Below are 24,638 nucleotides of genomic sequence, written 5' to 3'. Positions count from 1 at the left end.
GCCTCAAGCTAGGACCCCATTAGGTCAGATCGTGTCCTAGTTCTGCGGCATCCTCGAAGATATGACGACGGACACTCCGGCCCGGCTCCTCCAGCTCCTCTCGCTGCTCCAGACCCCGCGCGAGTGGCCCGGCGGGGAGCTGGCCGAGCGGCTCGGAGTGTCCCGGCGTACGGTGCGGCGGGACATCGACCGGCTGCGGGAGCTGGGCTATCCGGTGCAGGCGACGAAGGGCGCGGACGGCGGATACCGGCTGGTCGCGGGCAAGGCGATGCCCCCGCTGGTGCTGGACGACGAGGAGGCGGTCGCCATCGCGGTGGGGCTGCGGGCCGGCGCCGGGCACGCGGTGGAGGGCGTGGAGGAGGCCTCCGTACGGGCCCTCGCGAAGCTGGAGCAGGTGCTGCCGGCCCGCCTGCGCCACCGCGTCTCCACGCTCCAGGCCGCCACCACCCTGCTGACCAGCGGGGACGGGGCGAGCATCGCGCCGGAGACGCTGACCGTGATGGCCTCGACGGTGGCGGGGCGGGAACGGCTGCGGTTCGCCTACCGGGACAAGGACGGCAGCGCGTCACGACGCCTGACCGAACCGCACCGGCTCGTCTCGACCGGGCGGCGCTGGTACCTCGTCGCGTACGACCTCGACCGCGACGACTGGCGGACGTTCCGCGTGGACCGCGTGAGCGATCCCTTCGCGACCGGGGTCCGCTTCGCACCGCGCGAGCTGCCCGATGGGGGTGCGGCGGAGTACCTGCGGCGCTCGATCCACCGGCGCCAGGACACGTACGCGTTCACCGTCCGCTTCACCGAACCCGCCGAGACGGTCGCCGCCCGGGTACCGGAGTGGATCGGCGTACCCGAACCGGACGGCGAGGACGCGTGCGTGCTGCGCGGGACGAGCAACGCCCCCATGGAGTCGCTGGCGACGAGGCTGGCGATGGTGGGGTGCGAGTTCACGGTTCGGGAGCCGGGTGAACTGGTGGATTGCGTGAGGGAGTTGGGCGCCCGCCTGATGCGGGCAGGGGGCACTGCGACTCCCTAGGAGCCCTCTTCCCGAGAACCTCTGGGAGCTCTCCTCCCTAGAAGGTCTCCCCCTAGAAGCTCTCCTCCCTGGGAGCCTCCTCCGCCCACCCGAAATCCCCCAGCGCCTCCAGATTCCGGAGAGCCAGGGCAGCGGGACCGTTCGGCCCCGTGGGCGGGGACATGGTCGCCGCCCAGGATTCGACGGCCACACGGACCGCCGCCCCGGTGACCGCCGCGGCGAAGCGCAGGTGAGGGGTGACGGGGGCGGGGTCGGCAACGTTGTCTTCAGCGGCCTCCGGTGTCGCTTCCTCGGCGGCCGCCGGCGTCGCGTCCGCCGACGCCAACCGGTCCGCCAGGACCTGCGCCAGCTCCTCCTCCGACGCCAGGCACACCTCGGCCCACACCTTGCGCAGGGCGGTGCTCGTGTGGGCCAGATGGATCAGCGTGCGGACCCATTCCCAGGACGCCGGCGAGACGCCGAAGCCGGGGGCGAGGGTGTGGGTGACGGCGTGGCGCAGTGCCGCGGGGATGGTCAGGGCGGCCGGGGCCGCACGGACCGCCTGGGTCCAGCGCTGGGCGCCGGCCGCGTAGAGCGGGGCCACCGCCTCCTCCTTGGAGGCGAAGTAGCGGTAGAACGTGCGCGGGGCGATGCCGGCAGCCTGGGCGATGTCCTCGGCCCGGGTGGCCTTCAGGCCCTGGCGGACGAAGAGGGCGGCCGCCGCGCGGGCGATCTCCATCCGGGTCTCGGCCTTACGGCGCTCGGTGAGGGACGCCGGGGCCCCGGCCGGAAAAGACTGCTGGTCGGCGGTGGTGCGGGTGGTACGGGGGGTGCTCACCTCGGCAGGCTATGCCCATGTGGCAGAATCTGCCATCCGGCGGTCACCCCGGGGTTCAGGTACGGGGTGGCTGCCGTTCCAGCATGCCCGCCGGGCCGGTGAGACGCGCGAAAAAAGCCGGGCCCCGGCGCCTGGGGGGGGGTAGGCGCCGAAGCCCGGCTGGGAAGGTCCCGGCGCCGGGGGGGAGTGCGTCGGGACGTGGCTCATGCGTGGGTCGGACCAGCCGTGCTTACGCGTCGCCGCGGACCGGTGTGCTCGTGCGTCGCGGCGACCGGTGTGCGTGATCGTGCGTCAGGTCGTACCAGGTGTGGCGCGTGCGCGAGGTGTGGGCTTGCGGTGTCCGGGCTCAACTCCCGGGCCCTGAAGGGTTGTTCCCTCGGGCCCCGGGGTTGAAGCGACGGTACCGAGCCATGTTTGCGCCGTCTTTCGCCACCAGGCGTACGCCCCTCTCGTCACGCCGCCAGGGCGAAGCCGGTCAGGCCGCCGTGCCGAAGCCGGTCACGCCGCCGCGTCGAAGCCGGTGTCGCGGGCCAGCTTCTTCAGTTCGAGCAGCGCGTGCTTCTCGATCTGGCGGATGCGCTCGCGGGTCAGGCCGTGCTCCTTGCCGACCTCCGTCAGGGTGCGCTCCCGGCCGTCCTCGATGCCGTACCGCATCTTGATGATGGAGGCCGTGCGCTGGTCCAGGCGGCCGATCAGGTCGTCCAGCTCCTCGCTGCGCAGCAGCGTCATCACCGACTGCTCCGGGGAGACCGCCGACGTGTCCTCCAGCAGGTCGCCGAACTGGGTCTCGCCCTCGTCGTCCACCGACATGTTCAGCGAGACCGGGTCGCGGGCCCAGTCGAGGACGTCGCTCACGCGCTCCGGCGTCGAGCCCAGCTCGGCCGCGACCTCAGTGGGCTCCGGATCGCGGCCGTTCTCGCGGTTGAACTCGCGCTGCACGCGTCGGATGCGGCCCAGCTCCTCCACCAGGTGGACGGGGAGCCGGATCGTGCGGGACTGGTCGGCGATGGAGCGGGTGATGGCCTGGCGGATCCACCAGGTGGCGTACGTCGAGAACTTGAAGCCCTTGCGGTAGTCGAACTTCTCGACGGCGCGCACCAGGCCCGCGTTGCCCTCCTGGATCAGGTCGAGCAGGGGCAGGCCGCTGCGCGGGTAGCGCCGGGCCACGGCCACGACCAGGCGGAGGTTGGACCGGATGAAGACGTCCTTGGCCCGCTCACCCGCGGCGACCAGGGCCTCCAGCTCCTGGCGGGTGGCGTCCGTGTGGGACTCCTCCTCGCCGTCGAGAACCTGCTGCGCGAAGACACCCGCCTCGATGGTCTGGGACAGCTCGACCTCCTTGGCGGCGTCGAGCAGCGGTGTACGCGCGATCTCGTCGAGGTACATGCCGACCAGATCACGGTCGGCGATCTCGCCGGCGTGAACGCGAACACTGCTTGCCGAGTCGGCCGTCTCGCCGGTGGCGGACTGACGACGGGCGACGGCACGGGTTGCCATGCGTGCTCCCTTGCGATGGTGGGCTGGCGGGTGGTCCTGTGAACGGTCGGGCACTCCGGGAACTGTCTCTGGGACTCTCCTGGAGTGCCCTGCATTCGTGTGGAACAACGGCTGGAATCCGGACAGAATTCCCAACCCGCCCCTCAATTTTTATGATCATGCAGTACCCTGTTCGGCCACCAGGGAGGCGTGATGTTGTCCGGACGTGAAGAGGTGCAGGTCAGGCCGGGAGTCGAGGCGGATCTCACCGCGCTCACAGCCCTCTACAACCACTACGTACGCGAGACGCCCATCACCTTCGACCTGGAGGCCTTCACTCCGGAGGAGCGTCGTCCTTGGCTGCTCTCCCACCCGGAAGACGGCCCCCACCGCCTGATGGTTGCCACGGACGCGGACTCTCAGCAGATTCTGGGGTACGCCACATCCAGCCCTCACCGGCCGAAGGCCGCGTACGCCACCTCCGTGGAGACCTCGGTGTACGTCCTCCCGGACGCCGGCCGCCGCGGCATCGGCAGCCTGCTCTACGACGCCCTCTTCAAGGCCCTCGCCGACGAGGACGTGCACCGCGCCTACGCCGGGATCACCCAGCCGAACGAGGCCTCCACGCGGCTGCACGAGCGCTTCGGCTTCCAGTACGTCGGCACGTACAGCGAGGTGGGCCGCAAGTTCGGCCGCTACTGGGACGTGGCCTGGTACGAGAAAGAGCTGTGACCTGCCCAGGGCAGTCGTAGGACAGCCCTGGGCAGTCGATGGACTCAGCCGAACTGCACCGATCGCTTCGCCAGCCCCATCCAGAACCCGTCGATCACCGACCTCTGCGCGACCGGCTCGCCGCCCGCCTCCGCCACGCCCATGGTGACGAAGAGCGGGGCGAAGTGTTCGGTGCGCGGATGGGCGTAGCGGCCGGCCGGGGCCTTGTTCAGGAAGTCGAGCAGGGCGTCCCAGTCGTGGGTCTCCAGGGCCCGCCGGCCCCAGTCGTCGAACTCGGCGGACCAACTGGGCACGCCGCCGGCGTGGCGCAGGGCGGCCAGGTTGTGGGTGAAGAATCCGGAGCCGACGATCAGCACGCCCTCGTCGCGCAGGGGGGCGAGCCTGCGGCCGATGTCCATGAGGCGGACCGGGTCGAGGGTGGGCATGGAGATCTGCAGAACGGGGATGTCGGCGGCCGGGAACATCTCGACGAGGGGGACGTAGGCGCCGTGGTCGAGGCCGCGGTCGGGGATGTCCTGGACCGGGGTGCCGGGGGCGCGCAGCAGCTTGCGGACGGACTCGGCGAGCTCCGGGGCGCCGGGGGCGGCGTACTGGACCTGGTAGTAGTGCTCGGGGAAGCCCCAGAAGTCGTAGACGAGGGGGACGGTCTCGGTGGCGCCGAGGGCGAGGGGGGCCTCCTCCCAGTGGGCGGAGACCATGAGGATCGCCTTGGGACGGGGCAGGCCGGCGGACCAGGCGGCGAGCTGGCCGGGCCAGACCGGGTCGTCGGCGAGCGGCGGGGCGCCGTGGCTGAGGTAGAGGACGGGCATGCGCGCACCCTCGGCGGCGGACGGCTGCTGCGTGGCGGCGGACATGACGGCGGCTCCCTCTGATCCTCGGTCGAAGCTCCATTGCTTTAACTCTCAAGCTTTCCGGTGACAGCCTACGCGCCAGTTGTTCAAACTTCAAGGAGATGGCTCGTACAGTGGGATCCATGAACTCGGACTCCGCCGCCCGGCACCGCTGGCTCACCGACGAGGAGCAGCGCGTCTGGCGCGCCTATCTGCACGCCACCACCCTGCTGGAGGACCACCTCGACCGGCAGCTGCAGCGTGACGCGGGCATGCCGCACATCTACTACGGCCTCCTCGTCACGCTCGCCGAGGCGCCGCGCCGCCGGCTGCGGATGACCGAGCTGGCGATGAAGGCGAAGATCACCCGCTCCCGGCTGTCGCACGCGATCGCGCGGCTGGAGAAGAACGGCTGGGTCCGCCGCGAGGACTGCTCCTCCGACAAGCGCGGCCAGTTCGCGGTGCTCACCGAAAAGGGCGTCGAGGTGCTGAGCCGGACCGCGCCGGGCCATGTGACCGCCGTACGGCAGGCGCTGTTCGAGCGGCTGAGCCCCGAACAGCAGAAGACCCTCGGCGAGATCATGGAGATCGTCGCCGAGGGTCTTCAGCCCGACGAAGCGGGTGCGGACCTCCCGTGGCTCCGCTAAAGCCCCGAGTGCATCACCGTACGGACGGTACCGGCGGTACCGGTGGCGCGGGCGGTACGGGCGGTCAGTGGGCGACCACCGGCACCGGCACCTCGTCCTCGACGCCCTCGCCCGAGGCCACCACCGGGCTGCTGTCCGGGCTGCCCGCGTTGACCAGGGTCAGGACGATCACCGCGGCGAGCACCAGCATGCCGACGGCGAGCCAGATCGCGTTGGTGTAGCCGTGCACCATGCCCTGCAGCTGGACCAGCTGCTGCTGCGGCTTCGTCGTGGCGCCGGCGATGTGGTCCTTGATGTACGCGGTCGTCGCGGAGGCGGCGATCGTGTTCAGCAGGGCCGTACCGATCGCGCCGCCCACCTGCTGCGAGGTGTTGACCATCGCGGAGGCGACACCGGCGTCCCGGGGCTCGACTCCCAGGGTGGCCAGGGACATTGCGGGCATGAACGCCGTACCCATGCCGAGACCGAGCAGCACCATCGCGGGCAGGATGGTGGAGGCGTACGACGAGCCGATCTCCAGCTGCGCCAGCAGGAACATGCCGGCCGCGGCCACCAGGAAGCCGGGACCCATCAGGAACCGGGCCGGAACCCGGGTCATCAGGCGCGTGCCGATCTGGGTCGAGCCGACCATCATGCCCGCGACCATCGGCAGGAAGGCGAAGCCGCTCTCGATCGGCGAGTAGTTCTTCACGACCTGCAGGTAGTAGGTCAGGAACAGGAACGTGCCGAACATCGCGATGATCGCGATACCGAGGGAGAGGTAGACGCCGCCGCGGTTGCGGTCGGTGACCACGCGCAGGGGCAGCAGCGGGGCCTTGACCTTGGCCTCGGTGACGACGAAGGCGAGCAGCAGGACCGCCGACGCGACGAACAGGGAGACGGTCACGGTGTCGCCCCAGCCGTCGGACTCGGCACGGGTGAAGCCGTAGACGAGCGCGACCAGACCGAGGGTGGACAGCAGCACGCCCGGGATGTCGAGCGGGTTGCGGTTGCGGCCGCCCTCCGGCTCACGGATGACGAAGTACGCGCCCAGCGCGGCGACGATGGCGAACGGGATGTTGACGAAGAACGTCCAGCGCCAGTCCAGGTACTCGGTCAGCACGCCGCCGAGGATGAAGCCGACGGCGCCGCCGCCACCGGCGATCGCGCCGTAGATGCCGAACGCCTTGGCCCGCTCCTTGGCGTCCGTGAACATCACGGCGAGCAGCGAGAGCGCGGCGGGCGCGAGCATGGCGCCGAAGACACCCTGGAGGGCGCGGGCGCCGAACATCATGGCGCCGGTCGTGGCCGCGCCGCCGAGCGCGGAGGCCGCGGCGAAGCCGGTCAGGCCGATGACGAAGGCGCGCTTACGGCCCCACAGGTCGGCGACCCGGCCGCCGAACAGCAGCAGACCGCCGAAGGCGAGGGCGTAGGCCGTGACGACCCACTGCCGGTTGCCGTCGGATATGCCCAGGTCGTGCTGGGCGGAGGGCAGCGCGATGTTCACGATGGTCGCGTCGAGCACGACCATCAGCTGGGCGAGCGCGATGAAGACGAGCGCCTTCCAGCGGTTGGCGTCGCCGCCGCTCTGCGCGACGGCGCGGGGAGCCTTTGCGGCTGTTTCAGACATGGGGGTACCCACTCCGGGACTTTCGTAGGAAAAAAGGCGTGCTGATTCGGCCCGCGTCAGCTGCGGTCGGTCGGGCTGGACCGGGACGGGCCGGGATCGGCTGCGGTCGGCTGACGTCGGCTGGGTTCGTTCGGCTTGGTTCGTCTGGCTTGGTTCGGCTTGCGGCTGAGGAAATCGGTCGCGAGGGCAGACCGTGGCACGGCGCCGGACTCATCGGTCGGGCGGCGCCCAGTCCGGCGTCCTCGATCAGGGGTCCTCGGTGATCAGGGGTCCTCGATCAGGCGGCGTTCGGTCCGGCGGTGGTGCTCGGTCAGGGCTGGCGCAGCTCCTCCATGGTCACGGGCTTGCCCGGCAGGGCGGAGCGGGCCGGGGCCCGCAGACCGTCCAGGAACAGCTGGAGATGACGGTGGACGAAGCGGTCGACGCTGAAGCAGTCCGTGCCGGCCGGGGGCCGGCTGAGCTGCGCCACGGCGACGATCAGGTCACCGAGGCCGACGTCGGGCCGGAGCTGCCCGGCCGCCTTGGCGCGGTTCATGACCTCCTCGACGAGCTGCTCGAGCCGGTGCCCGGCGGCTTCCAGGTCGGGGTGGTGCTTGTCGAAGGTGCTGGAGACCATCGGGCACAGCGCGCTGATCCGCTCGTCGGCGGCGGTGTGCACGAAGTGCTCCAGGGCGGCGAAGGCGTCTCCGGTCTCGGCGAGAGCGTCCTCGGCCGCCTGGGCGGTTCGGTCCATCACGGAGCAGACGACCTCGCGGACGAGGGCGTCACGGTCCGGGAAGTTGCGGTACAGCGTGGCGTTGCCGACGCCGGCCCGGCGGGCGATCTCGTCGAGCGGCACGTGCGGACCGTGCTCGACGAACATCTCCTGGGCGGCGGTGACGATCCGCTCCCGGTTGCGCAGCGCGTCGGCACGCGGCCGGGGCGCCTTGCGGGTGAGGGGTGCGGTCTGCACGGCGTACTCCAAGTCGGAAGAGTCCGGATGGCTGGACGGACGGATGGCTGGACGGATGTGGCGATCCGGGGAAGCGATCCCCGTTTCGCGCGGACACAGGTCTAAACGGGGAGAGGATCCCCGGTTATTTCCCCCGCCCGGAAGAAACTTCTGTGACCCGCCTCACATTCACTCAGGCATCATGCGCACCTCACGCAACTCGCCCGCATGCAACTACTCACCGTGATTCACACCCCACCGCGCCGAAATCCCACGATCGGTCTCCTCCAGCGCGCACCCCCGCTCCCCGCGACACAGGGTGAGCGCAAGGGTGCAGCCGGAGACGGGCGGCTGCCGTGGAGCGGAGGTCCGTGCATGCAGCCGCAGTCGCCCCGCCGCCGCATACGCCAGGGCCGCATACGCCAGGGCCGGGGCCGTATACGCCCGCGCCGCCGCGTGGCCGCTCTCGCCGCGGTGACCCTGCTGACCTTCGTCGTCTGCACCGCGGCCGGGGCCGGACATCTGGCGGCGCCCACCACCGCCGGGCCCATCGCCCCGGCCCGCTCCTCCGCCCTCTCGCCCTGCATGATCCGCGGCACCCGGGAGGTGCAGATGACGGAGGGCTTCCCTACCTCGACCGGCTACTCCCGCTCCACCGGCACCGTCCACGCCCTGACCCTGATGGTCGACTTCCCCGACGCGCGCGGGGAGGGCAGCGCCCTCGACCGCTTCCACGAGTTCTTCCCGAAGACCCAGGAATGGTTCCACGCGGCGTCGTACGGCCGCCTGACCTACCGCCCGGAGACGCCCATCACCGACTGGCTCCGGATGCCCAAGACCTTCAAGGCGTACGGCATAGAGCGCGGCGCACCCTTCGACCCCGGCTACCGGGAGCTGGTGCAGGACATCGTGGCCGCCGCCGACCCCGAGGTGGACTTCCGCTCGTACGACCTCCTGAACGTACTGGTCACCCCGAACGCCGGCCCCTCCGCCCTGGACACCGTCCTCTCCGTGACCTTCGCCGGCAACGGCGAGGCCCCGGTCGCCGACGGGGTCCCCATCGCCAACGCGTCCTTCGTCTACTCCCGCCAGGACGACGGCTCCGGCACCTACGGGGCCACCGGCTACCGCGTCCTGCCCCACGAGAACGGCCACACCTTCGGCCTGCCCGACCTCTACACCCAGGAGGGCGGGGGCGCGGTCGGGCACTGGGACATCATGAGCGAGGACTGGGGCGCCAACAACGACCTGCTCGGCTGGCACAAGTGGAAACTGGGCTGGCTGGACGCGAGCCAGGTCGGCTGCGCGGCGGCCAAGAGCAGCGTCGAGTACACCCTGACCCCCCTCTACAAGGAGGGCGGCGGCAAGCTGATCCTCGTCCCCATCGACGCCCGCACCTCCTACGCGCTGGAACTGCGCGCACCGGGCGGCAACGACGAGGCCATCTGCAAGCCGGGCATCCTCATCTACAAGGTCGACGCCACCGTGGACACCGGCCGCGGCCCCGTCACCGTCTACGACGCCCACCGCGACAGCGGCGGCTGCACCCGCAGCCCCAACGTCCAGGCAGAACTCTCCGACGCCCCCTTCGCCCCCGGCGAGACCTTCAAGGACCCCCGCCACGGCATCACCGTCCACGTGACGAGCGCCGACCTCGACGGCAACTACAAGGTCCGCATCACCCGCACCTGACAGCCCCCTCGCCCATCCACACGGCCTCCCCCCTGATCCGGTACCCTGTCCACCGAGTACCGCGCCTTCGTAGCTCAGGGGATAGAGCACCGCTCTCCTAAAGCGGGTGTCGCAGGTTCGAATCCTGCCGGGGGCACAACGCATCACCGCTCTGACCTGGGGTTTCTCCCCCAGGGAAGGGTCTTATTCGGCCTCGGACGTCTCGTCCGGGGCCGTTTGCGTGAGCGGTGCGTGAGCGGACGGGGCGCAAGGCCCCGATATTTCTCCGGACGGATCAGCACCGTCCGGCACGTTCGCCTCCGCCGCCCCGGCTTCGGTCTGGTCTTCCGGAGCGTCGTTCTTGGTGGCGACGCGGGCTCGCGGTACGAGCCGGGCTGCGGCCTCGGCGATCGCAAGGTCCGCCTCGGGGAGCAGGCTCGTGTACGTGTCGGCCGTGATGGTGATCGAGGAGTGGCCGAGCATCTCCTGGATGTCTTTCAGGTCGGCCCCGGCCGCGTGGGCCAGCGTCGCGGCACCGTGGCGGAGGTCGTGAAGTCGCACAGGCGGGAGGCCGACCTCCTCGTACAGCTCGACGAACCGCCGTGTGACGTTGGCGGGGTGGAGCATCTCGCCGTTCTCCTTGGTGAAGACGCGGCCGGTCTCCACCCAGGCGCTCTCCCACTCCTTGCGGTCCTTGTCCTGCTGGGCACGGTGCCGCTTGAGGGCCTGGACAGTGTCGGAGTCGAGCGCGATGGTCCGCGCGCCGGCGTCGGTCTTTGGGTCGTCCTCGTACACCTCCCAGCCGTCCACGACGAGTTGCTTGGCGACGGTGATGAGGCCGGCGTCGAGGTGGGTGTCGGTCCACTTCTGCCCGCACGCCTCGCCTCGTCGCAGCCCTCGGAACGCGATCAGGTGGAACAGGGCGTACAGGCGGTCCTCCGCGATGTGGTCGAGGAAGAGGCCGGTGTGCTCCGGCGTCCAGACCATCACGGGTGAGGGCTTCTCGCCGGTGCGCTTCCAGTGGAGGATGCGCTCGTCCGTCCACACCAGCGCCTTGGGTCGCTTGCCCGCCTCCAACTCGACGTGGGCCGCCGGGTTGAAGGTGATGAGCTGCTGAGCGATCGCGGCATTCAGGGCGGCACGCAGGGTGGAGCGGACGCGGTGGCGGGTAGCCGGGCCCACGATGCGGCGGTAGGGCTCCATCTCCTCGATCGCCGCCTTCATCACCTTGCGTCGGGCGCGATGCTCCCGGCCCTTCCAGGGGATCTGGGCCAGGTCCTCGAACGCCTTGCGCCGTGCGGCGTTGCCTTCGGCGATCTCGACGTTGGCCTCGGCGATAGCCTCGAACATCTCTGTGAGGTGGGTGACCCGGAGGCGGTCGAGCCGCAGGTGCCCGATCCGCGGTTTGAGGTGCACCCTGATGTTGCTCTCGTCGCGGCTGATGGCGCTCTGCCGCCCTTTCTTGCCCGCCAGCCACATGTCCAGCCAATCACCGACGGTGAGACGGCTGGTCAGGTCCAGGCCGTGGCTGAGGCGCCTGCGGGTCGCCTCGATGTCCGGCAGCGGCGCCTTCTCCTCAGCCACCTTCTCCAGCAGCTCCGCGATCTGGGCCAAGCCCTCGGCGTCGTCAGAGTCGGCGAGGCCAAGCAGGGCACGGACGTGGTCGAGGTCCGCCTGGGCGGCCTTGAGGCTGTCGTAGCCGGCGCGGCTGAAGGAGCGGCGGGTGCCGTCCTCGCGGAGCGGGAGTTCCTGGCGTATGGAGTAAGAGCCGTGCTTGCGGCTCGTGAGCTTGGGGCACTTCTTGCCGAGCGGCTTACTCGTGTGGGGGTCGCGGCAGTAGCAGCGGCGGTGGGTGGAGCCCTTCAAAGGCGTTCCTCCGGGGTGGTTTCGGTATCGGGTTCGGGCGGGTCTACGTCGCCCAGTGCAGGTGGCAGATGGGGTGGTGTGGCCCCCTCCTCGCGGAGGTCGCGGCGGAGGTAGCGGAGCCTGTACTTGGTGGAGATGGCCTGGTCGGCGTACTTGGCCCGCTGGCGCTCGGCTTCTTCCTTCTCTGCGCGGCTGGTGGCCGTCTTGGCCGCGAACCGGGCCTGTTCTTCCTCTTCGAGCGCGGCAAGGGCGGTGCGGACGAGGCTGGCGTGCAGTTCGAAGTCGGGGACCAGGCCCGCGTCGTAGCCAGGTACGTCCTCCTCGCCGGTGAAGCGACGCAGGGCGTCCCAGGTGGGCACGAGGTGCTGGAAAGGCAGTTCCTGGGTCTTCTCGACGTAGCCGACCGGGAAGATCAGGCAGACCGGGTACGTCTCCAGGGCGGCAGCCAGGACCATCACGTCCACGAGGGGAAGGTTGGCTCGGCGGCCGGACTCCATGTTGGCGATCACGTTGCGCGGGATGGGGTGCCCGAGCTCCTCGCACCGGTCCGCCAACTCCTGCGCACTCCATCCCATCTCCTTCCTTCTGCGCCGCACTTCGCCGGCCACGTTGGCCTTGATCCGGTCCGCCCACTCAGGGACGTCGTCCTCGTCACTTCCATCATCGAAACCACGTTGTGTCATGAAGACACATTAGCTTGGCCATCCTGGTTCGTAGACGCCTGGAGCCGGACGTGATGACCACGTTCGCCGAGGGCTGTATGGAAGGGAGCGCACTACATGCGCTACGACGCGATGGCCGGAGACCCGAAGGGCTCGAAGGGGATGAGCCGGGAGGAGGTACTCGCCCTCCCTGTGGCGGTTGACCTGGACACGAGTAATCGAGCCCTCGGGCTCGGCCGGAGCAAGGGCTATGAGTTGGCTAAGCGAGGCGCCTACCCGTGCAAGGTGCTGCGGCTGGGCAATGCCTACCGGGTGGTGACCGCGGACTTGTGGGAGCTGCTGGGTCTGGCGGCGTGAAGGCAGGGGAGCGTAGCAGGCTGTTCTGCGTTGAGCTGACACAGAAACGCTGGACTGTTGCCGGGGGCGGACGTACTGTCCGTGTTCCCTCGGGGAACCGAGCGAGTGTCCCGACTCGGGACACAGCGCGTGTTCAGTCTCTGAACGCAGCGAGCCTCCGGCGAGGCAACGCCGGAGGCTCGGGAATCCCCGCCGCCCGAATCCAACGAACGATCCGCGCCGCTGGGCCTGCATGCCCGGCGGCGCAGAAGAGGAGCCACCTGGTGCAACCTGAGAACCCCTCGCCCTATTCCACCCCCGTACCCCCTGCCACCGCATGGCCGCCGGCCGCGGTGCCGGGCAAGCCCGACCAGGGCGAACCCGAGCCGACTGCGCCGGTCGAGGCGATCGAGACCCCGGCACCGGATCCGAAGCCGACCGTCGGCTCGGCGCTGCTGGACGAACTACGTGCGCAGATAGTGAAGTTCGTGATCCTTCCCTCACCGGAGGCGCTGGACGCCGTGACGCTGTGGGTGGCGGCGACGCATCTGCAGCCCGCCTGGCAGCACGCGCCGCGTCTGGCAGTGGTGGGGCCAGCGAAGCGGTGCGGCAAGTCGCGTTTGCTGGACGTGCTGACCGAGACGGTCCACGAGCCGATGCTCACCATCAACACCACACCGGCGGCGGTCTTCCGGTCGATCACCGAGGAGCCGCCCACGCTCCTGGTGGACGAGGCGGACACCATCTTCGGCACGCCGAAGCAGGCGGAGAAGAACGAGGAGATGCGCGGCCTGCTCAACGCCGGCCATCAGCGCAACCGCTACGTCACCCGGGTCGTCGGCAACGACCACACCCCGCACAGGTTCGCCACCTTCGCCATGGCAGCCCTCGCGGGGATCGGTGACCTGCCCGACACGATCATGGATCGAGCTGTGGTGATCCGTATGCGCCGCCGGGCGGAGGGGGAGCGCGTCAAGCCCTTCCGCTCCCGACGCGACATCCCCGCCCTGCATGACCTGCGTGACCGGATCGCTGCATGGACAAGGCCGCTGCTGGATGAGGCGGCGGACCTGGAGCCGGACATGCCGGTGGAGGACCGGGCTGCGGACACCTGGGAGCCGTTGGTCATCATCGCGGACCTGGCCGCCGGATCCTGGCCCAGTCGCGCCCGAGAAGCGTGCGCACGGATGGTCGCCGCCGAGGTCGAGGCAGAGGAGGACCGGCCCGGCGGAGCCCGGATCCTCGCCGACATCCGCAGGGTGTTCGTAGCCCAGCGCGAGCCCGACAGCCTTACCACGGACGAACTCCTCCACCAGCTCCGCCAGGATGCCGAGAGCCCCTGGGCGGAGTGGGGACGCAACGGGCTGAACGCCAAGGACCTGGCAGCGATGCTCCGGGAGTTCGACATCAGGCCCGGCAACGTCCGCCTCCCCGACGGAACCCAGCGCAAGGGCTACATGCGCAACAAGTTCCTCGACGCCTGGCGGCGCTACTGCCCCACCGTTCACTCAGTGAACGGCGATCCTGCCGCCCGCGCCGCGGACTGAGCCCCACGCCCCCGGTGGCCGTCCCTGCCGTCCCTGCCGTGATCCCGCAGGTCAAATGGCATGCAGACAAGACGGCAACCGGGGACAAGACGGCAACACGATCATGCTGATCGCTGCCGCCGGGAGGACCCCGACCGAAGCCGTCTTCTGCCGTCCCACGTGTCTTCGCCGTATCACCGCAGGTGAAAGCCCCACCGGTCAGGACGGCACAACGTGACAGTGCCGTCCTGACTGGCAGGGGACACGCCGAGACGCCGCCGGTCGGCCGCCCGCCTTAGAAGACGCCCCAACACCCCCGGTACGGCACATCAACGCCCCTGCCGTATCGGCCCTGACCTGCGCTTGCAACGGCCAAGACGGCAAGACGGATCACACCGCCAAACCCCAGGAGCACCCCGCTTGACCCTCACCACCCTCACACTGACATCCACTCGTCGGGGACACCGTCCCGACGAAGGACGGCTGCCGATGACGAAGAAGGACATCGAGCGGTACACGCTCGGTGCGGCCGGGGTCGTCATAGTCGCCCTCACCATCAGCGGATTCTGGTTGTCGTACGCACATCTCGCCGAGGTCGCCGGCCATCACGGGCTACGCAGCTCTCCCACTCGCCGCTGGGCCTGGCCGGCGACCCTGGACGCCTTCATCGTCGCGGGCGAACTGCTTATGCTCCGCGCGGGCCTGCGCAGGGTGACCGACAGGTGGGCGATCGCCCTTACGGCCACCGGATCGGTCGGCTCCATCGCGCTCAACGTGGCCGGGGTCAACGGCACGCGCAGCGCGGGCACCGTGCCACTGCTCGACTACGTGGTCGCCGCGGTCCCCCCGACCGCAGCCCTGCTGGCCTTCGGCGTCCTGATGCGGCAGATCCACCAGCTCGTCGACCAGCCCGCGGGCCATCCGGAACCCGGACAGGCTCTGGCGCCGGAATCACCGGTCACCGCCCCCGCCACGCTCGCCGAGGCATCGGTCGAGCCCGCCCAGCCCATGCCGCCGACCGCCGTGCCCGGCCAGCCGACGGAACCGCCGTCCGAGGTTGCGGAGAGCAGGCCGCGGGGTGGCCGTCGGCCCGGCGCCACGCTTGAGGAACTCTTGGAGATCGGCCGGATCGCCCTCGCCGAGCACGGCACGCTCACCCGGTCACTGCTCCGGAATGCCGTCAAGGCCAAGGGCCTGACGATCAGCAGCGAGCGGCAGACCGAAGTGATGACCACCCTCCGGCCAGAGATCGAAGCTGCCGCCGAGACCGGTCCGGACAGCGACTGACCGGAATCTCCCCAGGGTGACCGGAACCCTTCCGGTCACCCCGGCCAATCGGGCCACCCGTCTCACTCGCCGCCTGCTTATCCACATCTGTGGACGAGGCAGTGACCGCCCCCAGTCCGCCGCCACCTCCTGCGGAACTATCCGCGTTCCCGCCCCTCCCGGAGACCGACCGTGACGCACGACGCGCACCACCCTCAAGACACCCCAGACGAGCCGATACCGCCGACGAAGTCCCCTACGCTGATGAACCGTCTGCGGCGGGCGTTCGGACGGGCTGCCCCTGGCGGAGCCAGTAGTACCCCGAGTCCGACTCAAGGCCGGACTTCGGGGACCTCCGCCCCGGGGGTGGCGGAGGAGGTCCGGCGCCAGGGGGCGCCAGGCCAGGAGGCCCTTGCCGAGGACGGCCCCGACCTGGACACACTCCACGCCGTCCAGCGCGAGATCCTCCGTCCCGTACGTGAAGACGCTGCCACCGCCGGCGAGCCCCCTGTGAAGCGCGTCCAGCCGACGATCCGCCGCTTCACCGGCGACAAACGCGATGACCGCGTCGGCCCCCTGCGCTTCACCGACGAAGAGCGCACTCGCCTCAAGGAGGCCGCCGCCGATCACGGCTACAAGGGCGACTCCGGGTTCGCCGCCGACGTGGTCATGGCCTTCATCACCGGACGGTTCACCGCCAACCTCCCCCTGTCCGAGGACCGCCGCCGCACCCACCACTTCCGCGTCCAGGTCCTGCGCCAGCTCAACCGGATCGGCGTCAACGTCAACCAGATCGCCCGCGCCCTCAACAGTGACCTCGCCCCACCCGACATCCGCCAGCGCCTGACCGAACTCCACCAGCTGCTGGAGCTGATCGCGGAGGCCCTGCGCCAGCCCGCCGAGTTGGCCGAGCCGGAGGAAGAGGAACTGTCCGCGTGATTGCCGCCATCAAACGGGCCGGGTCCAACACCCGCGGCCTGCTCGCCTACCTCTACGGCCCTGGCCGTCAGGACGAGCACCTCGACCCGCACATCGTGGCTGGGTTCGCCATGCTCGGCATGCCCGACCCCGGCCGCGACGAGAACGCCACCCTCACCGAACTCGCCCGCTACCTCGACGAACCCGTCCGGCTGCGCAACAACGAGTTCGGACGGAAGATCACCGACCACGTCTGGCACTGCCCCGTCCGCGCCGCGCCCGAGGACCGCTACCTCTCCGACGCCGAGTGGGCCGAGATCGCCCAGCGCATCGTCCAGGCCGCCGGCATCGCCCCCGCCGACGACGACCTGGCCTGCCGCTGGATCGCCGTACGCCACGCCGACGACCACATCCACATCCTCGCCACCACCGTCCGCGAAGACGGCCGCCGCCCCAAACTCCACGACAGCGGCCTCCGCATCGGCGACGCCTGCCGCGAGATCGAGAAGGACTACGGGCTGCGCCGGCTGAAGAAGGGCGATCGCACCGGTACCCGCCGCCCCACCCAGGCCGAAATGCACAAGGCCGAACGCCTCGGCTGGGAACAGACCAGCCCCGAATGGCTCCAGGACCGCATCCGCGCCGCCATCCCCCACGTGACAGGCGCCGAGGAATTCATCGCCTACCTCGAAGCCGACGGCATCGAGGTCAAGGCCCGCCGCGGCCCGTCAGGAGACCTCCTCGGCTACGCCGTCGGCCGCCCCGGCGACCTCAACGAGAACGGCGAACAGATCTTCCACTCCGGGGGCAGGATCGCCCCCGACCTCCCCCTGCCCAAAATCAAGGCACGCCTCGAATCCGGCCGGCCCGAAGAGCACCCCACCGCCCGACGCAACCGCCCCCGTACCCCTTGGCACCAGGCCACCGACGCGCTCGACACCCTCCACGCCGACCTCGCCGACGACACCCGCGCCCAGGCCCACATCGCAGCCCTCGGCGAGCTGCTCGAAGCCACCGCCCAGAAGGCACCTGACAACCTGCGCTCCGAACTTCAAGCGGCATCCAAGGCGTTCGCCCGAGCCCAGCGCTCCCAGATCCGCGCCGAAGACCGCGCCGCCCAGGCCCTACGCAGCGCGGCACGCGACATCGTCCACACCGCCACCGGCCCCGACGGCAGCGCGCTGGCCGCCCTGCTCGCAGCCCTCGTCTGGTCTGCCATCGTCGCCCGGCGCTGGCACGAAGCGAAAAACCACGCCCACCAGGCCGAAGCAGCCCGACAGGCTGCCCAGCACCTCCAGACAGCCGTAGACCGTGCCCTCGCCCCGACGCTCGCCGAACTCACAGTCCGGCCGCCCAGGGAGCAAGCCCGCGGCGATCTCGCCAACGACGTACGAGCAGCAGTCCCCGACCACGCCGAACGGATCCTCGCCGACCCGGCCTGGCCTGCGCTCGCCACCGTCCTCGCCGACGCCGAAGCCCGCGGTCACCCACCGCACCAGCTCCTCAAGGAGGCCGCCACCCAACGCGAACTGACCACCGCCCGCCAACCCGCCCGCGTCCTGATCACCCGCATCCAGCACACCGGCCGAAACCCAGCACCCAACCGCCGCGCCGAAGCCGCCCGCCGACGCTCGACCATCGGAGCCTCGACGCCCACCCAGCCGAACGGGAGCCCCCAGCTCTCAGTGGTGGCCATCCCCACCGAACAACAGCTTCGAAAGCACCGGTAGGCGCCGCGTGGTTTCGCCGTGCGCCCCGCAGCTTCTGCGACGGAGAGTTGGTGCGTTCAAGCCAACGTCACACCGAACCGACCCCGTGCCCTTGACGGCCCTCGCCTCCTTCGGAAGCGTCGCACGCAAGAACGCGCAACCGACTTGATCTGGGAGGGCATCGTGGACCTACAGTTCATCGGGATCGACCCCAACACCGGGGGCGAGGGGTCGCCGACGGTGTGGGTGGAAGAGGAGACGGCTGACCTGGTCCTCCAGGGCGTCAAGGCCGAGGAAGCGCTGGAGGCACTGGTCAGTGGTACGGAGTGGGTCGCCGGTCACGCGGTGGGAATCCCCGCCCACGAGACGGTGATCCGCATTCCGGCCCGCATGGTGCCGATTCTGAGGGAGGCGTGCGATGTCGCAGAGCGGCGTACCGAGCTTCGCTGAGCTGCTGGCCGGTACGCGCCGCAGCGCGGTGCATCTGGAGATGCGCGACGTGTACGGCGTCGGTGACGAGGCGGAGGAGTTCGAGCAGTTCAAGCGCACCGGCCACGTCGATCTCGATCCGACGGCGCGGTGGTGGCCCGGCTGGCTGGGCATGGTGCGGGAGGCCGTCGGCCGTGGCGTGGTGATGCGTCGGGCCAGGATCGTTTCCGAGCCCGTGACGGACTACATCCGCTGGGAGCACGCCGCCACCCCGATGAACGTCGAGGCGGGTGAACTGGTGCGCTGGCTGCCTCGCCGGCGGGCCGTGGACATCGCCCTGCCGGGAGCCGACTTCTGGCTGTTCGATGACCGCCTGGTGCAGTTCAACGTCTTCACCGGGGACGGAGATTGGGCGGACCCGCCCAAGGAATTCAGCGAGGACCCCGCCGTGGTCAAGCTGTGCTCGGATGCGTTCGAGGCCGTGTGGGAGCGTGCCTTCGACCACGAGAAGTACACCGTCTAAGCCCCGCTCCGCCCCATGCCCGCCTCTCCCTCGTCCAGCGCGCAGGCAGCCCGTGAAGCCCTCGCCGTGCGCCTGACGCACCTGCGCAAGGACGCCGGCCTCACCGGGAAGGAACTCTCCGCCCGGTGCGGCTGGCACCCTGCGAAAACCACCCGCATCCAAAAGGCCGAGGTACAGCCCACCGACGTGGACATCCGCGCCTGGTGCACTGCCTGTGGGGCCGCCGACCAGGCCGACGACCTGATCGCCACGGCCCGCGCCGTCGACTCGATGTACGTGGAGTGGCGCAGGAGCCACCGGATGGGCATGCGCAAGACCCAGGAGGACTTCTACGACCTCTACGCGCAGACCGGCGTCACACGCGCGTACGTCTCCAACGTGGTGCCCGGTTTCTTCCAGACACCCGCCTACGCCACGGCCCTGATGGAGGCCATCACCGACTTCCAGGGGACCCCCAACGACGTCTCGGAGGCCGTCGCGGCTCGTGTCGCCCGGAGTCGGTTCCTGTACGAGGGCGGACACCGGTTCATCGTGCTCATGGAGGAGTGCGTCCTGCGCTACCGCGTGGGCGACGCTGAGACGATGGCCGGACAGCTGAGGCATCTGCTGGCGGTGATGCCGCTCCCTTCCGTCTCCCTGGGCGTCATTCCCTTCACCGCCCGCAGGACGATGTGGCCGCTGGAGGCGTTCTACCTCCATGACGGCACACGCAGCGTCGTGGAAACCCTCACGGCCGAGGTCAACGTGGTGCAACCCCGTGAACTCGCCGACTACCGCAAAGCGTTCGGTGAGCTGACGAAGATGGCCGTCCACGGCAACGCCGCCCGCGCTTTGATCAACACGGCGATCGACTCCCTCGGATGACATTGCGCAATTCCCCGCAATTTCGTTGAGGCAAAACTCCGGCTCTCCGTACGGTCGTTGGCGTCGCCGGGCAGGCCAGGCTCCCCTCGGCGGCACTGGAGGAGAGTCCCGCTCGCACCCCCCGTTGCGAGCGGGACGTTCCCAGCCCCGAGGAGACGACCCCGTGAGCGTCATGACGAGACCCACCACAGTCGGACCGGCCGGTTACACCGAAACCCTCCCCTGCGAGCCCGAGACGGCCCGCCGTGCCCGGCGACTCGTGTCGGCCGCGCTGAACACCTGGGGCATAGGCGAGATGGCCGATGCCGGCACGCTGATCGTCTCCGAGCTGGTGGGCAACGCCGTCCGACACACCCCATGCCGTCTGATTCGGGTGTCCGTCCGGCGAGTCACGGACGATCTCGTGCGGATCGGTGTCACCGACAAATCCCATGCCCTGCCGGAAATGGGTCCGGTCGCCGGCGGCGATGAGACTGGGCGCGGCCTCGTATTGATCGACGCGCTGTCACACCGGTGGGGCTACGACCGAATGCGCTGGGGCAAGACCGTCTGGGCGGAGCTGGTGGTCCCGTCGTGCTGACCTTGCGGCTGCTGCCCGAAGACGAGCTGGCGTGCGTCGCCGATCCGGAGCGATGTGTGGAGCTGGCCGTACCCCGCCGCGCGGAGGGCAGGATCACCGTCCGCACCCTGCGCCTGACACCCGCCGATCTCGTACGACTGCGCACGGAAACCGATCTGGCGCTGGCAGATATGCGCACCGAAGTGATGCGCGCCGAGGCCGCGTGGCGCGAACGACTCGCGCAGTGGCACGCCGACGGGCGAGCCGCCGCCGAGGCCACCGAGCTGGACACGGCGCTGCTCTCACTCGTCCTGGAGGGCCTGCGGGCCTCCCTGTAGCACCCACAGACCCCGCCCGGTGTACCGAGGACAGCCCCGGGCGGTACGGCGTCCCCTCGTCTCCCCCAGGTGGGCGGGCGCCGCCCCAGACCCGCTGGCTGTATCCGACACAGCGGATCTGCCCAAGACCTCTCGCTCTGGCTGAGCGGGAGGAAGCCGAGAGAACAGGAGTGCACGATGCCCGAGAACGTCGTCATGCAGCCCGCCGAGGACGCTCTGATCGTCTCCCGGAAGTCCATCGCCGCCGCCCGCTCCCGTGCCGAGCAGCCCTCCGATGGCGGCTCGACCGGTGTCTCCGACACCAACGACTGAGCGGAGCCGACAGAAGTGACCGCCTTCTCGAAGGTGGTCGAACGCCTCGGTGGGGACTTCCCCACCGGGGCCTTCGGCCGCACCTACCGCATCTGGCGCGACGTCGCCGACTTCTCCTCCGTCCTGACGTGGGTCGACCTCAACACCGTCATCGGCCGGGGCCGCCTGGAACCGCCTCGCCTCCGCCTTCACCGCGCCGGGGAGCTCATCCCGTGGCAGCACTACGCCACCGCTGTCCCCACCCGCAGGAACGTGGTGTGGCAACGCATCCAGCCCTCGCGGCTGCACGGCCAGCTCCGCGACGGGGCCTCGCTGGTCCTGGACGCCGTGGATGAACTCCACGAGCCCGCCGAACGCCTGGCACAGGCCCTCGAAACGGCCTTCCGGGGCCGCGTCCAGATCAACGTGTACGCCTCCTGGACCGCGACGGAGGGCTTCGGCACCCACTGGGACGATCACGACGTCATCGTGGTCCAACTCGAAGGGGCCAAGCGGTGGCACCTGTACGGGCCGACCCGGATCAACCCGCTGCACCGTGACACCGAAGCCCCGGAACCTCCGGCAGACGAGCCCGTCGAAGAGATCGTCCTGCGTGCCGGCGACATGCTCTACCTGCCCCGAGGCTGGTGGCACGCGGTGGCGGCCACCGAAGGCCGGTCCCTGCACCTGACGTGCGGACTCCAGACCACCACCGGCGCGGACCTGCTGGGCTGGCTCTCGGACCGGCTGCGGACCTCGGAAACCGTACGCGCGCACCTGCCCGTCTTCGCCCCGCCGCAGGAACAGGCCGCCTACCTCGAACTCCTCCGCAAGGAAGTCGCTGATGCCCTTAACGACGGCGCGATCGGAGACTTCCTCACCACACGCGATGGCATCGAACCGGGCCGCCCCATGCCGTCACTGCCCTTCCTCGAGGGCGTACCGGCGCGAGAGGACCTGCATGTCCGGCTCACCACCGCCCGAGCCCAGCTGACCAAGAACGGGCAGGGCCAGGTCGTGCTCCTCGCCGGCGGCGAAGAGTGGACGTTCGCCCCGCCCGTACGCTCTGTGCTGTCCCCACTCCTCGACGGCGCCTTGGTGCGGCTGGGGCACCTCGCGGAAACGAGTTGCCTCACGCTCGGACAGGTCGCCGGGCTCGTCACAGAACTGGTCAACGCAAACGTCGCAGCGGTGAGCGAGCCGTGAGCCCCGACCTCGCGCTGGGAACGTACCGGTGCCGGGACATCCCTCAGGCGGCCGTCCACGCGGTCGCCTGCGGGGCGTCGTGGGTCGACACCGCACCCAACTACCACCACGGCCGCGCCCAGACCCAGTTGCGGCCCGTGCTCGCCAGGGACCCGGATCTGCGTGTGTCGACGAAGGTCGGCTTCTTCACCCCCGACATTGCGGCAGCCGCCGGTCACGCGGGAGTCGTCACACCGGCCGAAGCCGCTTCAGGCCAATGCCTCACGTACCGCTATGTCGCTTGGCAGAGCCGTCGCAGCGTTGCAGAGCTGGGCCGTGTGCCGGACATCGTCTTCGTCCACAATCCGGAACGAGCCGACCGCCCTCACGACGCCATCACAAGCGCCTTCACCGCTCTCGAAGCCGAGGCCCGCGCCGGACGGATCGGAGGCTACGGCGTCGCTACCTGGACCGGCTTCGACGGCGCGTTCACCGTCGCTGACCTTCTCGAAATCGCCACCCACTGCGGAGGCCCCGGCCATCACCTGACCGCCATCCAACTGCCCGTATCGCTGGTCATGCTCAAACCGGTCGCCCAGGCCCTGGCGGGCACTGGCCCTCTGGCTGAGGCGACCGCGGCCGGCCTGGACACGTTCATTTCCGCACCCTTGCACGGCGGAGAACTCCCCGCCATGGTCACGGACGAACTCGCCCAACTCATTGACCCAGGCACCACCCCGGCCGAGGCCGCGCTGCGCGTCACCGCGTCCACCCCAGGGGTGAATCACGTCCTCTTGGGGTCCGGGCATGCGCAACACTGGGAGGCCGCTCATCGCGTCCTCGCTCTACCTCCGCTCCCGGACAAGTCCCTGCACGAGGTGATCGATGTTCTCGGCGCCTGACGACGCCACCGCCCAGCGCATGGGTACCGCCAGGGCCTTCGCGTGCGCCACTCTCATGCTGACCGACCTCGCCGAGGAACCCATCTGGGGCTACGCCGGCCGCACCCTCTCCGGCGCCGTAATCAGCGCGCAGGGCACCGGCTGGCTCCGCGTCGTCGCAGAGCGCCCTGACAAGGCGCACGGGAAACTCTGGGACGGCCCGAAGACTGCCCAGGAGCTGCTTCCTCCCGCGATCCCCCGTCCTGCCCTCCACGACATCCACGACTGGCAGGCCGCCGGCTGGGCCTACCGGGCGGAGCTGTATCAGCACACGGACGCCACCGTGGTCTCCCGCTCACCGGTCCTCGCGCAGGATCCCGCCCTCCCCGACGCATGGTGGGCGAAGCTGCGGACCGCACTCGACTACCTGGCCGAAGCCCCCACCGAACGCATCGCCGTACGCGAGGAGTACATCCGCCGAGCTGTTCCGGAATACACAGGCTGCGACGTCGGTCAGATCGAGTGGTCCACCGCCCATGGCGATTTCCACTGGTCCAATCTCGGCGGCCCCGAGCTCACCATCCTCGACTGGGAGGGATGGGGGCTAGCTCCGGTCGCCTTCGACGCCGCCCAGCTCCACCTCTACTCCCTCCACACCCCCGCCACGGCCGCCCGCGTCCGCCAGACCCTCGGTCACATCCTCGACACCCCGGCCGCACGCGTGGCAGAACTGACCATCTGCGCCCAGATTCTCCAGGCAGCCGACCGCACGCCGTTCTACAAGGAACTGGTGGAACCGGTGAAGGAGTACCTGGGGACGACAATGGAGAGGACGGCCTGAGAGTGGCTCAGCGGACAACCGACGACCAGCCCAAAGCCCTCAGGCCCGCCCCCGAATCCATGACCCTGCTGGTCGCCGCCGTCATCGTCCACGACAAGGCGCAGCCGAAGCCAGGTCGGCTGGTGTGGCTGGACCCGGTAGCGGTACGTCGGTGTCAGAGGCCGCGGTCGTAGCCGACGAGGAGGTGGTTAGTGTCCCGGCCGAGGACGGCCGGGACACACTCGACGTCCTCGTCTCTGATGGCCGCGTGGGGTGGACTCATGCAGGGTGCCGTCAGCTGCTCAGGGCGGCCTCGGCCTCGGCGACGGTGGCAAAGACCCGCAGGACCTGATCGGCTCCGGTGATCTCCAGGACCCGGTGCAACTTGTCCGGGACGCACGCCAGGCCCATCACCACGGCTGCCCTCTCTGCCTCACGGCGAGCTCCCAGCAGCACGTTCAGCCCTGCTGAGTCGCAGAACGACACATCCGCCAGGTCCAGCACGACGGCCCGCTCCGCGCGATCGATCACCTGTGTCAGCTGCCCGCGCAGCTCAAGCTGCGTGACATAGTCCATGACCCCGCGCACCTTCGCGACCAGGCAGGGGCCCGACACGGTCGCCTCAACCGAGGGAAGATCATTCACAAACTTGCCCAACCGTCTCGCCCGGGATCTGAAGAGATGCCGTCAAGGCTATCCGCTGAGTGGTCGTGCCT

At 69.9% G+C, this 24,638-nt stretch carries 26 protein-coding genes, 1 tRNA gene and 1 pseudogene; 20 read left to right on the top strand and 8 right to left on the bottom strand.

The annotated features are described in order from the left end of the window. The first annotated feature begins 61 nt into the window (after positions 1–61). The gene (locus tag ABZ865_RS20175) at positions 62–1,036 is read left to right on the top strand and encodes a YafY family protein (protein ID WP_361231801.1); all 975 of its coding nucleotides are present in this window, start codon (positions 62–64) and stop codon (positions 1,034–1,036) included. A 52-nt stretch (positions 1,037–1,088) separates the two neighbouring features. Here ABZ865_RS20175 and ABZ865_RS20170 read toward each other — a convergent pair whose 3' ends face one another. Both ABZ865_RS20170 and ABZ865_RS20165 read right to left on the bottom strand, forming a co-directional pair. Continuing rightward, entirely contained in the window at positions 1,089–1,754 is a 666-nt protein-coding gene (locus tag ABZ865_RS20170; protein WP_361232279.1) for a TetR family transcriptional regulator, read from the bottom strand. A 597-nt stretch (positions 1,755–2,351) separates the two neighbouring features. Next, a complete protein-coding gene (locus ABZ865_RS20165) occupies positions 2,352–3,350 on the bottom strand; it encodes a sigma-70 family RNA polymerase sigma factor (RefSeq protein WP_361231799.1) in 999 nt (332 codons plus the stop codon). A 192-nt stretch (positions 3,351–3,542) separates the two neighbouring features. On the opposite strand from ABZ865_RS20165, the gene ABZ865_RS20160 reads away from it, so the two are divergent. Then, entirely contained in the window at positions 3,543–4,061 is a 519-nt protein-coding gene (locus ABZ865_RS20160) for an N-acetyltransferase family protein (RefSeq protein ID WP_361231797.1), read from the top strand. 44 nt (positions 4,062–4,105) lie between these two features. On the opposite strand, the gene ABZ865_RS20155 is transcribed toward ABZ865_RS20160, so the two are convergent. Beyond that, positions 4,106–4,915, bottom strand: a complete 810-nt coding sequence (locus ABZ865_RS20155) for a class III extradiol ring-cleavage dioxygenase (protein ID WP_361231795.1) — start codon at positions 4,913–4,915, stop codon at positions 4,106–4,108. A 119-nt stretch (positions 4,916–5,034) separates the two neighbouring features. Here ABZ865_RS20155 and ABZ865_RS20150 point away from each other — a divergent pair, with 119 nt between their 5' ends. Further along, positions 5,035–5,538, top strand: a complete 504-nt coding sequence (locus tag ABZ865_RS20150) for a MarR family transcriptional regulator (protein WP_361231793.1) — start codon at positions 5,035–5,037, stop codon at positions 5,536–5,538. 64 nt (positions 5,539–5,602) lie between these two features. On the opposite strand, the gene ABZ865_RS20145 is transcribed toward ABZ865_RS20150, so the two are convergent. Next, entirely contained in the window at positions 5,603–7,147 is a 1,545-nt protein-coding gene (locus ABZ865_RS20145) for an MFS transporter (RefSeq protein WP_361231791.1), read from the bottom strand. Positions 7,148–7,457: 310 nt separating this feature from the next. Further along, a complete protein-coding gene (locus tag ABZ865_RS20140; RefSeq protein ID WP_361231789.1) occupies positions 7,458–8,099 on the bottom strand; it encodes a TetR/AcrR family transcriptional regulator in 642 nt (213 codons plus the stop codon). A gap of 354 nt (positions 8,100–8,453) precedes the next feature. Between ABZ865_RS20140 and ABZ865_RS20135 the strand changes: the two genes are divergently transcribed. After that, positions 8,454–9,770: a M6 family metalloprotease domain-containing protein gene (locus ABZ865_RS20135; protein ID WP_361231787.1), complete on the top strand. Its 1,317-nt coding sequence runs from the start codon at positions 8,454–8,456 to the stop codon at positions 9,768–9,770. A gap of 63 nt (positions 9,771–9,833) precedes the next feature. Further along, positions 9,834–9,906, top strand: a tRNA-Arg gene (locus tag ABZ865_RS20130). 47 nt (positions 9,907–9,953) lie between these two features. Here the strand turns inward: ABZ865_RS20130 and ABZ865_RS20125 are convergent. Beyond that, positions 9,954–11,615: a site-specific integrase gene (locus ABZ865_RS20125; protein ID WP_361231785.1), complete on the bottom strand. Its 1,662-nt coding sequence runs from the start codon at positions 11,613–11,615 to the stop codon at positions 9,954–9,956. Beyond that, positions 11,612–12,298 carry a helix-turn-helix transcriptional regulator gene (locus tag ABZ865_RS20120; protein WP_361231783.1) on the bottom strand — a complete coding sequence of 229 codons (687 nt, stop codon included), beginning with the start codon at positions 12,296–12,298 and terminating at the stop codon, positions 11,612–11,614. Before ABZ865_RS20120 ends, ABZ865_RS20125 begins: the two co-directional genes overlap by 4 nt. Before the next feature lie 96 nt (positions 12,299–12,394). On the opposite strand from ABZ865_RS20120, the gene ABZ865_RS20115 reads away from it, so the two are divergent. The 15 genes and pseudogenes from ABZ865_RS20115 to ABZ865_RS20045 form a co-directional block, all read left to right on the top strand. Beyond that, positions 12,395–12,634 carry a hypothetical protein gene (locus ABZ865_RS20115; RefSeq protein WP_361231781.1) on the top strand — a complete coding sequence of 80 codons (240 nt, stop codon included), beginning with the start codon at positions 12,395–12,397 and terminating at the stop codon, positions 12,632–12,634. 263 nt (positions 12,635–12,897) lie between these two features. Further along, positions 12,898–14,160: a DUF3631 domain-containing protein gene (locus ABZ865_RS20110; protein WP_361231779.1), complete on the top strand. Its 1,263-nt coding sequence runs from the start codon at positions 12,898–12,900 to the stop codon at positions 14,158–14,160. A 468-nt stretch (positions 14,161–14,628) separates the two neighbouring features. After that, complete coding sequence (locus ABZ865_RS20105; protein WP_361231777.1) at positions 14,629–15,426, top strand: DUF2637 domain-containing protein; 798 nt, start codon at positions 14,629–14,631, stop codon at positions 15,424–15,426. 345 nt (positions 15,427–15,771) lie between these two features. Beyond that, the gene (locus tag ABZ865_RS20100) at positions 15,772–16,344 is read left to right on the top strand and encodes a MobC family plasmid mobilization relaxosome protein (protein ID WP_361231775.1); all 573 of its coding nucleotides are present in this window, start codon (positions 15,772–15,774) and stop codon (positions 16,342–16,344) included. Further along, complete coding sequence (locus tag ABZ865_RS20095; protein ID WP_361231773.1) at positions 16,341–18,053, top strand: relaxase/mobilization nuclease domain-containing protein; 1,713 nt, start codon at positions 16,341–16,343, stop codon at positions 18,051–18,053. The genes ABZ865_RS20100 and ABZ865_RS20095 overlap by 4 nt, the downstream gene beginning before the upstream one ends. A 162-nt stretch (positions 18,054–18,215) precedes the next feature. Then, a complete protein-coding gene (locus ABZ865_RS20090; protein ID WP_361231771.1) occupies positions 18,216–18,482 on the top strand; it encodes a hypothetical protein in 267 nt (88 codons plus the stop codon). Beyond that, complete coding sequence (locus tag ABZ865_RS20085; protein WP_361231769.1) at positions 18,451–18,984, top strand: DUF6879 family protein; 534 nt, start codon at positions 18,451–18,453, stop codon at positions 18,982–18,984. Before ABZ865_RS20090 ends, ABZ865_RS20085 begins: the two co-directional genes overlap by 32 nt. A 15-nt stretch (positions 18,985–18,999) precedes the next feature. Beyond that, positions 19,000–19,848 carry a helix-turn-helix transcriptional regulator gene (locus tag ABZ865_RS20080; RefSeq protein ID WP_361231767.1) on the top strand — a complete coding sequence of 283 codons (849 nt, stop codon included), beginning with the start codon at positions 19,000–19,002 and terminating at the stop codon, positions 19,846–19,848. Between the two features lie 172 nt (positions 19,849–20,020). Further along, positions 20,021–20,428, top strand: a complete 408-nt coding sequence (locus ABZ865_RS20075; RefSeq protein WP_361232276.1) for an ATP-binding protein — start codon at positions 20,021–20,023, stop codon at positions 20,426–20,428. Next, positions 20,422–20,745 (top strand): hypothetical protein, encoded by a 324-nt coding sequence (locus ABZ865_RS20070; RefSeq protein WP_361231765.1) that lies wholly within the window; start codon positions 20,422–20,424, stop codon positions 20,743–20,745. The genes ABZ865_RS20075 and ABZ865_RS20070 overlap by 7 nt, the downstream gene beginning before the upstream one ends. A gap of 177 nt (positions 20,746–20,922) precedes the next feature. After that, positions 20,923–21,057, top strand: a complete 135-nt coding sequence (locus ABZ865_RS20065; RefSeq protein ID WP_361231763.1) for a hypothetical protein — start codon at positions 20,923–20,925, stop codon at positions 21,055–21,057. A 15-nt stretch (positions 21,058–21,072) separates the two neighbouring features. Continuing rightward, positions 21,073–22,242 carry a cupin domain-containing protein gene (locus tag ABZ865_RS20060; RefSeq protein ID WP_361231761.1) on the top strand — a complete coding sequence of 390 codons (1,170 nt, stop codon included), beginning with the start codon at positions 21,073–21,075 and terminating at the stop codon, positions 22,240–22,242. Next, positions 22,239–23,123 (top strand): aldo/keto reductase, encoded by an 885-nt coding sequence (locus tag ABZ865_RS20055; RefSeq protein ID WP_361231759.1) that lies wholly within the window; start codon positions 22,239–22,241, stop codon positions 23,121–23,123. Before ABZ865_RS20060 ends, ABZ865_RS20055 begins: the two co-directional genes overlap by 4 nt. Continuing rightward, complete coding sequence (locus ABZ865_RS20050) at positions 23,107–23,943, top strand: hypothetical protein (protein ID WP_361231757.1); 837 nt, start codon at positions 23,107–23,109, stop codon at positions 23,941–23,943. Before ABZ865_RS20055 ends, ABZ865_RS20050 begins: the two co-directional genes overlap by 17 nt. Positions 23,944–23,945: 2 nt before the next feature. Beyond that, positions 23,946–24,044, top strand: a pseudogene (locus ABZ865_RS20045) (DNA mismatch repair protein MutT); the annotation flags it as partial. Positions 24,045–24,216: 172 nt separating this feature from the next. Here the strand turns inward: ABZ865_RS20045 and ABZ865_RS20040 are convergent. Beyond that, positions 24,217–24,537 carry an STAS domain-containing protein gene (locus ABZ865_RS20040; RefSeq protein WP_361232273.1) on the bottom strand — a complete coding sequence of 107 codons (321 nt, stop codon included), beginning with the start codon at positions 24,535–24,537 and terminating at the stop codon, positions 24,217–24,219. Positions 24,538–24,638 lie beyond the last annotated feature (101 nt).

This window comes from Streptomyces sp. NPDC047085, assembly GCF_040643735.1.
Classification (GTDB): domain Bacteria; phylum Actinomycetota; class Actinomycetes; order Streptomycetales; family Streptomycetaceae; genus Streptomyces.
Note: the sequence above shows the minus strand (reverse complement) of the source record. Positions and strands in the feature narration are given on the sequence as shown.